This window comes from Candidatus Zixiibacteriota bacterium, assembly GCA_040753875.1.
Taxonomy (GTDB): Bacteria; Zixibacteria; MSB-5A5; order GN15; family FEB-12; genus DATKJY01.
Window position 1 is genome coordinate 1 of sequence record JBFMDV010000009.1, and the last position, 12,690, is coordinate 12,690.

Genomic DNA, 12,690 nt, shown 5'->3' on the forward strand with positions numbered 1-12,690 from the left:
TCGCGGGCCACCGCGGCCACACTCCGACCCGGCTCCAAACTCAGCCGTACTGCTTCCAGCTTGAACTCCCGGTCATACCTCCGACGTTTCTCTCCAGACATCTGAACACCTCCGGACAGGAACATAATCCCATCCTTTCGTTGTGTCCACTAAACCGGGGCAAGGTCAAGGACATCTTCTTCCGCGTGTACCCGGAGAACGCCGCCGCCTATGTTACCCAGACCCTTAACGGCCCGCCAGACGTATTTGATAGCCCAATTTCCTACAACCACCGTAGCGGGAGTTATGATACAACTATCGCAATCCCACAGCTACATAGTGGTCGATTCTACGTGATAAGTGGGTTGCAGGATGCTTATGGTGTGTGGATGACCGGCAGGCCATCGCCTGGGCAATTGCACGTTGTCGTAACAAACGAACGCTCTTCTGCATATGACCCCAATACTCAGACGCTCTATGTCAGCAATGCTATTGATGAAGCACAGGGCGGCCCAGATGACTTTGATCAAGATGTGATTTGGCATGAGTATGGACATTGGATCGGTGACGTGTTCCACTTCATGGATGGTGGCGATTCAGTACATTCATGGCGAGACACTGTCTCGCTGGAAACCGCTGGTACCGAGGCATTTGCACATCTCGTGGCTGCTTGGATAAAGGGATCTCCTTTTCTCCAGAACCGGTTTCGCAACTTCACCAAGAGTTTTGGGCGAAACGTGGAAAACGGCGAGTGGGGCTTTGATGGCTTCGTAGACTCTTCGGCCAACAATTGGGGGGCGCAGGTGGAGGCTGCCGTAGCAGGGATTCTCTGGGATATTTACGACTCGCAATCTGATGACCACAGCACTTTTGGTCAGATGGTGTACCCCCACCATGCAGACGGCATCGGCGATACTCTCAGCGATGGCATTGGTGATATCCTTGTGACTCTCATGGACCGTAACATTTCTGGACATCATCCAGATAACATTGAGGAGTTTTGGTCGGCCTGGTTCCAACAAAGTGCGCCGTTGGGTCACACTCAGGCGATGGCAGATATCTGGTATGAACACGGTATCAACGATGAACCTTGTTGTATTGGCACAACCGGGAACGTGGATTACGATCCTCAGGATTTGGTCGACATCTCGGATTTGTCGTACATGGTCGACTTTTTATTCCTTGACGGACCAGACCCCATTTGTCGGGCCGAGGCAAATGTCGACGCCGACCCTGGAGGGAGTATCGACATTTCAGATCAGAGTGCGCTGATCGATTTCATCTGCTTCAGTATTCCGCTACCGTCTTGCCCGTAAGCATGACGATCTGTATCGGCCGCCCTGGGGGAGGACGCCAGGACGGCCGAATCAAAGCCACCCGTTTTCCCTTGACAAAGCATCGGATTCTCCGCATACTTCGTATGAAATATCGGGCTCCGGTATCCTTCGCCCGAGTGAAAAAACTCTAATAGATTTTGCTTCTAAGGTAGGCCGCATTATTACTCGCTAAGGGATTGTAGTCGCACAGAAACCTTCTCCCTCAGGAAGGAGCACGCTATGTCCCATCGTCTGGCACACATGGCCAAAGCTGCGGCCCTTATGCCGTTCATCACCTTTGGCTTTATCGGTGCTTCGCTCTGCGCCCAATCGTACGATCTCACCGTCCGCGTGAACGACACCTCCGCCTATCCCTCTTCCGGCGGCATGCTCAGTATTTACCTGACCAACCGCATCGACAGCGTTGCTGGATTCTCAATTGGGCTGCAACTTGACCGACCGGACCTGATCTATTTCCCTGATTTTGCCGGAGCCGATACGGTTGGTACGCTGATTTCCGGGTGGGAATACGTCAATACGGGATCGATAGGAGGACAGGGTACCGATATCAAGATCATCGCGCTCGCCGATCTGATTGCACCTCCGGTCACGCCTCCCTTGCCGCCCCGGTCGCAGGAATCGCTCCTGGTGCGAATTCCATTCCTGACCTTTCCTGTTCCGGATACCCTCTCTGACAGGATTGTCCATGTGTTCATCATTACGGACCCACAACACACCGGCTTTTCCGATCCGCAAGGGAATCTGATATGCTACCCGGGCTACGTGGATACGACTTGCGTCTTGTACGAACAGGGCTCTGTCGCAATCGAGGGTTGTGTGACAATGGTGCCCGGTGATGTTCAGGGGGATGGCACTTCTGATATCGCCGACCTTTCGGAACTGATTGATTATGTACGCATTGGTGCCGGACAATTGACCGCCCCATACAACGGCGACGTCAATTTCGATTGCTGTGTTGGTTGGGACGATATCGACCAGATCATGTCCTGGCCGCAGCCGCCGCCTCCGGACCAACGGTGTGTTTGTCTCAATCCGCCCAGATGTTGCTGTCGTGGCCTGCGTGGCAATGTCGACAACGACATGAACGACGTCACGGATGTATCCGACCTCACTGCCCTTGTCGAATATCTGTTTCACGGCGGGGGACCATACGGCTGTGATGAGGAAATGGATGTCGATGGCGGCGGCATGACTGACATTGGCGACTTGAGCCGGCTGGTGGAGTTTCTCTTCTTCAGCGGACCATCACCCGCAGCTTGTCCATAGTTCGTTGACAGGCAATGTAAAAGAGACTATTATACGCTATATTTGGACCGACGCGGGGTGCTATCGAACAGCCCCAGCGTTCGGCTGAACGCTACTGAGGCAGCCACAAGGTATTGATGCCATGAAGCGCAAATTCGTTCACGTGGTTCTTGTAATGTTGGTCTGCGCCGGCATCCACGCTCGTGGCGTCGAGCGTCATTTGAGCCAGAGCGCGCCCCAGCGGCTTCAGATTCAGGAAGCAGCCGAAGTATCGGCTCCATGCATACTGAAGAACCACAATGATACGGCACTTGCCTATTACAGCGGTATCGGCGCCGGTGAGCGATACGTCACCTATCTCGACCCGGCAGCATGCGGAGCATCGCCGACATATCCGTTCGACGTCACCCAGATCCTCCTGTCGCTGTTCCCGGTTGCCGGCGCGGTGTGGCCCGTGAGTGTCGATCTCGAAGTGTGGAATCGAGCCGGATCCGGATCGTGCCAGGGTCCTGGCGCTCTTATCTGCAGTCAGCAGGTACTCCTGGATTCGGCGGGGTTCGCTTTGCCGCATGTCGGTTCGGTCACGCTGTCGACACTGTGCACGGTTAACGGACCATTCTACCTCTCCATCTATTACAATGGCGCAACTTCGGCGGTCTACCCGTCGGTCATGTTCGATAGTGATATGCCGGGCGATTCCTGCCTCAACTGGGGGTACTGGTCAGCGCAATGGTATCGGTGGAATCATTTTTTTGCGCCTCCAATTCCAGGCAACCTGATCGTATGGGGGATGGGTCAGCCGAGAGCGTCAGGTGACACTGCCGGCTGCTGTGTGGGTTTGACCGGAAATGTCGATTCAGATGCCGCGCAAGCAATTGATATCAGCGACCTGACATTTCTGGTCGATTATCTGTTCGGCGGGTCCGCTGTTTTGGGATGTTCCGAGGAGGCCAACCTCGACGGCGCCGCCGGTGTCGACATATCTGATCTGACCTTTCTTGTATCATACCTCTTTTTCGGCGGTACGGGACCGGGGCCCTGCCCGTAGCTGGTGGCACGCTAACCCTTCGTTAACGATACTCCGCCGGTATCTGACCGCAGAGATTCAACGACCGTGAAACTCCGCATTCCCCCTTGTCTTTTCCTTCCCGCCGACATACCTTCGACCGCTGTACTTTGAAATGACAGGTTTGAATCGTTGCCTCGAATGAGCTTCAGTACTTTGCGCTCACCATGGGGAGGCTCGCTCTTAGTTCTAATTGTCCTGGCCATGGTCTGCCCGGTTCGCAGCCAGGATGACTCCCTCATCAATCCGATAGACAGCGGATATTATGAGGACACGATACCTGATATATACAAAGGGCAACCGTCGGCGATAGGCCCGAAGGAGGAGCCGGAGCAGATCGATGCGTCCGGACCGGCCTACTGCCTCACCGCTCACAATATCGGGCGGATCGTTTTTCCTGTCTCGAACTATGGTCGTGTAGGTACGGCCGATGAAACGCCCTTTACGGACTGTTTCACCGGACTCAAGATCCCTAACGGGCAGTACCCCAAAGGGTCCAAATCGATCCACATGTTCAAAGGCGGCTTGTGGGTAGGTGCTGTCGTTGGCCGGGACACCCTTGTCTCGTGCGGTGCTGATGTTATCGTACGCAACCGCGAAATGAATCCGCTGCCGGCTCCGCTGGGGAACATCACCCGCCGCTCAACCCTCCGCCAGGAGTGGCCCGATTTCGAAAACGCGGTGTCCGAGCAGGACTATGTCGCGGTGTTCTATGACAGTGTCACCAGGGGCGTGCGATATCCATCGTTCGATGCTATCGACAGTCGGGCCCATGCACCACTGCCGATCAAAGTCGTTCAGACCTCGTACGCCTGGTCGTATGAGTACGCCGATGATTTTGTGCTGTTCGACACCCGTATTCGCAACGAAGGAAAGAAGACGCTGAAAGACGTCTACATCGGCTTGTACATGGATCTTGACGTGCACCAGGACCGTCTGAATCCCTTCGCCCAGCAGTACCCGCCTCCGGGAAAGATCATCACTGAGGGTCGTGACGATATCACGGGCATGCTTCGCACGCTGTCGGTCGGCTACACCGCATGTGAGTTCGAGGATACGATCAACCTCGCCTGGACCGCCGACAACGACGGTGATTTCTCCGGTGGTATTCCGCTGGTGCCCAATGTCACCGGCGTGCGGTTTCTGAAAGGGCTGGCCGAAACCAAGAACCTCTCGTTCAACTGGTGGGTCTCCAATTACAATCCGGCGCTGGATTTCGGACCGCAGACCAAAGAGAAGTTCCGGTACATGGGGAGTGGGACCGGCACCCCGATCGGCGATCGAAACAAGTACCACATGATGACCAACGGCGAGATCGACTACGATCAGGTATATAACTACCGCGTTTCCGCCACCGACCTCTACTGGACCTATCCGAATCAGTCAAACGCCCGGGCGCTGTCGATCGGTGGTGACGGCCAGTTCGTGCTCGCCGTGGGACCGTTCGAGCTTGGCCCCGGACACGAGATCATGGTGCCGTGGGCTTATGTGGGCGGCACGAACCTCCACTTAGATCAGTACAATCTCCAGCGGAACATTCGCTTCATATATAATCCGACGAAATTCTACAAAGGGCTTGATTTCGTGCCGCTCGCTAAGAACGCGGTGTGGGCGTCCTGGGTGTATGACAATCCCGGAGTCGATACCGATAACGACGGGTACGCCGGCAAGAGTGTCATCTGCGCTCTCGATTCGCAATTTGTCGATGGTCGCTGGGTGACCACGGCTGCCGAAACGACCTGGTACGAAGGGGACGGTATTCCCGATCTCAAAGGGGCCGCCCCGCCGATGCCGCCCAAGACTTGGGTCTATCCGATACCCAATGGCTTCCGCATTCGCTTCAACGGACAGGCCTCTGAGCAGAGCCGCGATGTGTTCTCCCGGCTGCTGGATTTTGAGGGGTACCGCGTCTATTTCGCGCGCGATGATCGTGAAAGCAGCTATTCACTGACGGCCTCGTACGATCGCGAAAACTACGACAAGTGGGTGTACAACGCCAATAGAAAGCCGCAGCCAGGTTACGACCTCACCGGTCCACCGATGACTCGTGAGGTCCTGGCCTGCGCGTATGGTTCCGGCCTGGATCGATGCAACGACTCGACATTTAATCCCTTGAAGTGGGGACCGGATGACCCGTACGTTCATCCGAATTTCCCACTGGATTCCGCATTCTATTTCACCATACACGACTTCAACGCCTCCGAACTGGGTGTGACCACGCCAATACGCAAGATCTATCCCGACGAGCCGGAGCCATCGCCGTTTGAAACGCCCCGGCCGGAGCAACTCACCGAGGATGGATACCTCAAGTATTATGAATACGAGTGCACCATCGAGGGACTCTTGCCGAGCATTTCATACTACGTGAACGTGACGGCGTTCGATTTCGGGTCGCCGCAATCCGGCCTTCGACCGCTCGAATCCTCGAGGACGATCAATCCCATACAAGGGTATCCCGACGGGACCGACCAGCCGGGACCCGATGGCACGCGCGCGATCTATGTCTATCCGAACCCGTATCGCCTCGATGCTCGCTATCGCGAAAGCGGCTACGAAGGTGTTGGCCGCGAAGATCGCCCCAATGATCGTGTGCGAGCCATCAACTTCGCCAATCTGCCGCCCAAGTGCACTATTCGGATATTCTCCCTCGACGGGGACCTGATACGAGCGCTCGACCACAACTATGCGCCGGGTGATCCCATGGCCGCCCACGAAACCTGGGACATGATCACCCGGAACACGCAGATGATCGTCTCGGGTATCTATTATTGGACGGTTGAGGACGACCGCGGCAACACGACCATCGGCAAGCTCGTCGTTATCATGTAACGACCGACCGGGCGAGCGTTTTCGCCTCAACACTTGACTTCCTCTTCACAATTCGCCTACTATCTCACCAAAGTCATGCACCGCTTTTTCATACAGAGGTCCGAATGACACAACGACCCGAAATCACCTGGCAATCTGTTGTCGGCGCTGTCGTCGTCTCGGCCGTGGTTTCCATGGCCTATCCGTACATCGTCCTCAAACTGGGGATGGGTCCCAACATGAGCGTCATCGCAGCGTTTCTGGGAGCGATCTTCCTGGCCATAACCGCCCGTGCCACTCACGGGCGCAACGCCGTTCAGAACAACATCATCCAATCCGCGGCCACCTCGGCAGTCTCCACCGCCTTCATGTGCGTGGTAGCGGCAGCATTCGGTTACCTGGCGATGAATGAGTCGGTAGATGTCAAAGTTACGATCTCCACTTGGGATATGTTCACTTGGCTGGCCTGTTCAGGCGCTATCGGCGTCTTCATGTCGGCCATGTTTCGGCGATACTTCGTGGACGACCCGGAGATGATCTTCGCTGACGGTGTCGCCGCCGCCGAGACGATCAATGTGCTCGACCAGGGAGCCGCATCAGGTGCGAAGTTCAAAGTACTTGGTTTCAGTGCCGTCATCGGTATGGTCGTGGCGTTTCTCCGCGATGGTCTGACCTGGATCGGCACCCTCGGACTCGCCATGCGGTATCGCATCGGAATCGAATGGGGCGTCTTGAACATCGGCACCGGCATGCTGATCGGCATTAACGTGGGGTTGTCGATGCTTCTTGGCACCATGGTGGTCTGGATATTCGGGTCGATGGTCATGGACAAGGCCGGGCTATTCATTGTGCAGAACAGCATCGCCTCCCAGTATTGGGATCAGGCACAAGCGCTTATCGGGGTGAGTGAACTCTCCGACGTTCAGCGGGAGTTCCTGCATCAGCACGGCGGGCAGATGGCCAACTACCTCAATGGAAACCATTTTCCGATCGTCATGCTCTGGTTCATGTGGCCCGCAACTGCGGTCATGATCACCGCCGCGCTAACTGCCGTCATCCTGAAATGGCGCTCGATTGTCACCATGTTTCGCGAGCTGCGCGCGCCTAAGGCGGCGGGACACGAACGGACGGATGTTTCTTTGCGGACTATCATGATCATGAGTGCGCTGTTCACGCTGCTGTTGGCGTTTGTGCAAATGTCCCATTTCGCCATGCCCTGGTGGCAAACGATCGCTGCTGTTATCGCCGGTTTTCCGCTCATTCTGGTCGGCGTGCGAGTGCTGGGGGAGACCAACAACGGCCCGGTTTCGCTCATGGCGAACACACTGCAGGCGATCTTTCGGGCGTTCTCACCGGCTATCGGCCACAACCTGGTAGCAGCCGGTATGGCCGGCAATATCAACTCGCAAGGCGAAGGACTCATGCAGGTGTTCAAGACCGGTAAGCTGGTCGGCTCGACACCGCGCGTGCTGACGTGGGTACAGTTTTTCGCCGTCCCGATCGGCGCCGCCTCGGTGGCGTTCATGTATCCCCTTCTGATCGCGCGATACGGTCTCGGCGGTGATGGTCTCGCCGCCCCTACCGGGCTGAAACTGGCCAACATGGCGGTTCTGATGTCCAAAGGGGTGTCCGCGTTTCCGCCCGGGGCGCTTAAGTGGACCGTGATCGCCGCGGTGGCCGGTGTGGTGATCGCGTTGTGCAAAAACAAATTCGGATGGCACTGGCTGCCAAGCGCGGCGGGATTCGGCTTTGCCCTGATCCTCCCCGGCACACTCAATCTTCCCATAGCGCTGGGCGCGATCTTAGCGTGGATCTGGCAAAAGATGTCTCCTGCCACGTATGAGCGGAATTATGTCACTGTCGCCTCTGGGTTTATTGGTGGTGAAGCGTTGATCGCCGGCCTGCTTTTGCCGCTGTTGTTCTATTTTGGAGTGTTTTAGAGGTCGAGACGCATGGCTGAGAACAGGCTGCACTGATGTATGGTCAGTTTGTCGTATTGGGCCCAAAAGCCTCAGGAATATCGCCCGAGGCGCTGACTTCGTGGTGGCGTCTGCAGGCAGACCTGGTTCTTGAACGTCCATCTCCTGATATACTCGCAGCAACTTTCGCCCCTTCGCCACGACAAGCATCGCGATCAGTCGCGCGGTCTGGTGACGGCAACGTTTTCGTGTCGGTCGACGGATATCTTCTGTGCGAAAATCTGCCGGCCTCGCGAACCCAGACAGAGCATTTCCATTACCTGGCCGATCTGATTCGGAGCGGTGGGATAACGGCCGGACTTGGGGCCATCCGATACGGCAGCTATAACCTGATCGTATCCGACCTGGCGAGGCGTCGCACCCACGTGGCGAACGATCATCTGGCCTCCATCCCGTTCTATCATGGGACCTTCGGAGATCTGCATGTCCTCTCTTCCAACCCGGTGGCGATCGCGCGTTCGCACCTGCTACCTAACACGTTCGACTGGCTGGCGTGTGCCGAATGGATGCGGGTTGGCTATTCGTTCGGGTCCCGCTATTTCTTGCGCGAGGTGCGCCTGCTTGACGCTAATGTCTGTCTGCAATACGATCACGACAGCGGCGAAGTAGCGTGGCTGACACGCCCTCCTTCGCCAATCGACAAACTCCCCGAAGCACAATACCCGTCAATCGACCAGTTGAATTCCGCGTTGAAACAGTCTCTTGACGAGTTGGGTCAGATCGATCCGCATCCGGCTCATTTCATGAGCGCGGGAAAGGATTCGCGCCTGCTCCTTGCCGCCTGGCCGACAGAGTATGATCCGCCGTGTTACACGTACGGCAATCCTGATTCGCACGAGTTTACGATCGCCCAACAAGTAGCCCGCCTTCGCGGCTCGGAGTGGATCCATATCTGGCCGCACGGCGATGAAGCGGCCTCGCATATCGAAAGCATGTTCGATACCAATGGCCTGATCGTGTTTCCGGACCGATATATCGCCGCCAAACGGATCGCTGAAAACGGTCACGAGGGTGTGATGGACGGACTCCTGGGGGACACGTTCATGGGGTGGGGTTACCACCAGCGGAGCTCGGCATACGCAGGAATGATGGGACGGATACTCCGGCACATCACCATTTACCATGATGACACGGTCGACTCGGTGGGGCTGGAGCGGTACGCGGGGAGACTGTATGTCGATATTCAGGATCCGAACGTCCGGTCGGCGCTTTCCGGTTATATCCGCGCCGATTTTCTGGCGACGTTGGACGATCACGACGACGCTATCCGCGAGGACCTGATGGCGGAATTGCGTCGCTGTCTTCCAGCCAACGGTTCGCTCGGGCTGTTGCGCCGCAGGTTCATGCTGGCAAACAGGAGCGCGCATGCGATCATCCATCAAGGGACCATGTGCCGCGCATTCGTGCAGCCGTATTATCCGTTTGCTTCGGACCTGGGTTTTCTCGAGTTGCAGCGGCGGATCCCGCTCCAGGTATCGTCATTCAACCGCCCGATCATCCGAATTTTTCGCACCTATTACCCGGCCTATGGAAAGATCCCGTACGGCGCGTCGTTGTTGCCGTTGAATGCACCCCCGTTGCGTCATCAATTGTCGCAGCAGCTCATAGGGCGCGGTCTGTTCATTCCCGGATTGAGCGGGCAGCTCCGCGGAAAGGCGCGGGATGCCAACAGCTGGGGTGTGTGGCTGCGTCAGAGCGCGGCACTTCGCGACGTCGCGTGTGAGATGATGCGCCAGGGGGGAATTCTCGACGAGGCGGCCGCGGCCATCACCATGCAGAAGATCGCCACGGGGGAGATCGCGGGAACAGGCCTGATGTTCCACATGGCGGCGATCGCGAAGTGGCTGAGGCTGGCTCAACGATGACCTCACCCGCCGATTCCGATTATTCAAAGCCACAAGCCCCCCATCTTGCCCTTCAATTCGACATAAGAAACATACATAAATAGTAATAAACAGTAGAAAACGCTTGCAAAGTCTCTCTTTTCTGCGTTGTTTGAAGTCAAGAGTCAACCAACGGAGGTTACCATGGGACTCAGAGCATTGTTTTCGTCCGATGCCTTCCCGTCGCTGGTCAACACCGATGCTTACTTTGAGAGACTGCTGCATGCCGACGGTACCAAGGCGCGCATTAATGGTCAGATTCTGCTTCTGACACTGTTTCTTTTTGCTTATGGCGTGGTGATGGGTGCTTACCACAGCCCCTTGCAGGCAGTGGTGGCCGGTGTCAAACTGCCCGCGCTCGTCATGCTTTCGCTTCTGATTTGTTTCCCGGCTTTCTTCATCGTTCAGTTCATTTTGGGCTCGCGACTGAAGTTGATCCAGATGGCCCCGCTGATCCTCTCGGGATTTCTTCTCATGTCGGCCATCATGCTCTCGTTCGTACCGATCGTGATCATCTTCCTGTTGACCGGCAGCGATTACTATTTCCTGCATCTCCTGCACATAGCCGTCGTGGTGTTCGCCGGCGTGTTTGGAATGAACACGATCGTCCAGGCGCTCAAATTTTCGTGCGAGAAGAAGGATATCTATCCCCGAAACGGCGTCGTCGTCTTTCGCGTCTGGGTGATGATCCTTGCCTTTGTCGGAATTCAATTGGCGTGGAACCTGAGACCATTCATCGCCAAACAGGGGCAGCCGTTCGAGCTTTTCGGCACCTATGAAGGGAATTTCTACGCTGCCGTGATCTACTCCGTCAAGCAGCTTGCCGATGCCGACCAGACACCGCACAACCGCCGGGAAACCGGACCTACGGATGTTGCTCCCGCCGACACCACGCGCATGCCTGTAGACTGGAGCGACAGTCTCTATGGACACTGACATCATGACGCTCGAAGAAGTCGCCGCGTATCTGAAACTGAAGCCGCAGACGATCTACACGTGGGCACAGGAGAAGCGGATTCCGGCCGCCAAGCTGGGCAAGGAGTGGCGGTTCAGAAAGTCCATGATCGACAGGTGGTTCGCTTCTCATATCGACGCCAGGTTCCGCGAGATCATCGAGGCGGGTGATGCGCTTGGCGGCGAAGGCGCCGAGACCTGAGGGGGAGGCGGAACCCCCCAAAACCACCGCTTTGCCCTTGTACTGCTACAGACTGCCGCATATCTTTGGCGACAAAGATAGGGGAATCGATGATCTGTCCTAAATGTCACGCCGAGTATCGGGAGGGGACCTATAAGTGCGCCGATTGCGACGTGTGGCTGGTGACCTATCTACCCGACAAACCCGCGGATGCCGACAGTGAGCCTAAGCCAGAGCTCGATGAATCAGAAGAGGGGGAACTGGAATACCAGGAGCTGGTGACAATCCTCACCACCAATAATCTCTCGATCCTGTTGATAGCGCGCTCGGTGCTGGACAGCGCGGGGATCGACTATTACACGCAGGGGGACGCACTGGGCGGGATAGTCGACAGCCGTCTATTGGTGCGCGAAAGCGATGTCGAGGAAGCGGTCAAGCTGTTAGAGACGCTGCCTGAGGAGGGGGAGATGGGGGGAAGCGAAGGAGAAGCACATGAGTGAAGAACGAGTGCGTCTGTTCGACGGGAGCAAGGAGCCAAATCCACGGCAAGTAGCTTCCTTTGTAGGGGCCAGGAGCTACAAGCGCTGGAAGCGGATCGGTGCATTCATCGACAAGAACTATCCGGGAGTATTCTCACCCGAATGGCTCTACGGGGGAAAGAAGTACGGGTGGGGGCTCCGCTATAAGAAGTCGAAGTCCTTTTGCACGCTCATACCGGAGAAGAACCAGTTTCGCATTCTGATCGTGTTTGGAGGCGAGGAACGGGCGAAAGTAGAAGCAACCATTTCCGAACTCGTTTCTCATGCACGAGAAGATTATGTCGCCGCGAAAACATACGCCGACGGCAAGTGGCTTGGACTGCTGGTCGACAGCGACAAGGTGCTGGCCGATGTTGAGCGACTGTTGTTGATCAAGAGGAGGCCGAAGCGGGGGTAATGATTGACGGGGAAGTACGACAAAGTTCGCACCTGATAGGTGCGGCACGAATTGAAAACGGCACACGAGGACGTGTGCGGTTTATGGTATTGTTGGATTCCCGCGTCCGCTGGAATGACAATTTGTGGGTGTCGGGTTTCTCGGTCGAAGCGACCTCGGAACCCGACCTACGATGCGCCAGACAAACAGAAGACAGGCGCGGGGGGGCCGCGCCTGTTGCATATCGCACACAGTGTTATTACATAGGGAGCCGTCAGGCGGGGACGCCTGACGGCACAGTAAATGTCACACACAATGTAAGGTGTCGAAGATGTAATGTGTC

The 12,690-nt window shown here is 56.4% G+C and carries 11 protein-coding genes; 10 read left to right on the forward strand and 1 reads right to left on the reverse strand.

Annotated elements, in window-relative coordinates; genetic code table 11:
• The coding region (locus tag AB1644_04340) for a transposase (protein MEW6050276.1) at positions 1–125 on the reverse strand (125 nt) is incomplete at its 3' end.
• Positions 126–368: 243 nt separating this feature from the next.
• On the opposite strand from AB1644_04340, the gene AB1644_04345 reads away from it, so the two are divergent.
• From AB1644_04345 to AB1644_04390, 10 genes are all read left to right on the forward strand, one after another.
• Positions 369–1,295, forward strand: a complete 927-nt coding sequence (locus AB1644_04345; protein MEW6050277.1) for a hypothetical protein — start codon at positions 369–371, stop codon at positions 1,293–1,295.
• A 240-nt stretch (positions 1,296–1,535) separates the two neighbouring features.
• A complete protein-coding gene (locus tag AB1644_04350) occupies positions 1,536–2,582 on the forward strand; it encodes a hypothetical protein (GenBank protein ID MEW6050278.1) in 1,047 nt (348 codons plus the stop codon).
• Positions 2,583–2,703: 121 nt separating this feature from the next.
• The gene (locus AB1644_04355; GenBank protein ID MEW6050279.1) at positions 2,704–3,609 is read left to right on the forward strand and encodes a hypothetical protein; all 906 of its coding nucleotides are present in this window, start codon (positions 2,704–2,706) and stop codon (positions 3,607–3,609) included.
• A gap of 174 nt (positions 3,610–3,783) precedes the next feature.
• Entirely contained in the window at positions 3,784–6,456 is a 2,673-nt protein-coding gene (locus tag AB1644_04360) for a hypothetical protein (protein ID MEW6050280.1), read from the forward strand.
• Between the two features lie 104 nt (positions 6,457–6,560).
• On the forward strand, positions 6,561–8,375 hold the full coding sequence (locus tag AB1644_04365) for an OPT/YSL family transporter (GenBank protein MEW6050281.1): 1,815 nt from the start codon (positions 6,561–6,563) through the stop codon (positions 8,373–8,375).
• Between the two features lie 227 nt (positions 8,376–8,602).
• Positions 8,603–10,279 (forward strand): hypothetical protein, encoded by a 1,677-nt coding sequence (locus tag AB1644_04370; protein MEW6050282.1) that lies wholly within the window; start codon positions 8,603–8,605, stop codon positions 10,277–10,279.
• A 162-nt stretch (positions 10,280–10,441) separates the two neighbouring features.
• Entirely contained in the window at positions 10,442–11,233 is a 792-nt protein-coding gene (locus tag AB1644_04375; GenBank protein MEW6050283.1) for a hypothetical protein, read from the forward strand.
• Complete coding sequence (locus tag AB1644_04380) at positions 11,223–11,453, forward strand: helix-turn-helix domain-containing protein (GenBank protein MEW6050284.1); 231 nt, start codon at positions 11,223–11,225, stop codon at positions 11,451–11,453. Before AB1644_04375 ends, AB1644_04380 begins: the two co-directional genes overlap by 11 nt.
• Positions 11,454–11,542: 89 nt before the next feature.
• Positions 11,543–11,932 (forward strand): DUF2007 domain-containing protein, encoded by a 390-nt coding sequence (locus tag AB1644_04385; protein MEW6050285.1) that lies wholly within the window; start codon positions 11,543–11,545, stop codon positions 11,930–11,932.
• Entirely contained in the window at positions 11,925–12,368 is a 444-nt protein-coding gene (locus AB1644_04390; protein ID MEW6050286.1) for a DUF3788 domain-containing protein, read from the forward strand. The genes AB1644_04385 and AB1644_04390 overlap by 8 nt, the downstream gene beginning before the upstream one ends.
• The last annotated feature ends 322 nt before the right edge of the window (positions 12,369–12,690 follow it).

What these genes read in the sequence shown, in the direction of transcription:
- AB1644_04345 (MEW6050277.1), top strand. Translation starts at nt 369, where the DNA reads ATGACCGGCAGGCCATCGCCTGGGCAATTGCACGTTGTCGTAACAAAC.
- AB1644_04350 (MEW6050278.1), top strand. Translation starts at nt 1,536, where the DNA reads ATGTCCCATCGTCTGGCACACATGGCCAAAGCTGCGGCCCTTATGCCG.
- AB1644_04355 (MEW6050279.1), top strand. Translation starts at nt 2,704, where the DNA reads ATGAAGCGCAAATTCGTTCACGTGGTTCTTGTAATGTTGGTCTGCGCC.
- AB1644_04365 (MEW6050281.1), top strand. Translation starts at nt 6,561, where the DNA reads ATGACACAACGACCCGAAATCACCTGGCAATCTGTTGTCGGCGCTGTC.
- AB1644_04375 (MEW6050283.1), top strand. Translation starts at nt 10,442, where the DNA reads ATGGGACTCAGAGCATTGTTTTCGTCCGATGCCTTCCCGTCGCTGGTC.
- AB1644_04380 (MEW6050284.1), top strand. Translation starts at nt 11,223, where the DNA reads ATGGACACTGACATCATGACGCTCGAAGAAGTCGCCGCGTATCTGAAA.
- AB1644_04385 (MEW6050285.1), top strand. Translation starts at nt 11,543, where the DNA reads ATGATCTGTCCTAAATGTCACGCCGAGTATCGGGAGGGGACCTATAAG.
- AB1644_04390 (MEW6050286.1), top strand. Translation starts at nt 11,925, where the DNA reads ATGAGTGAAGAACGAGTGCGTCTGTTCGACGGGAGCAAGGAGCCAAAT.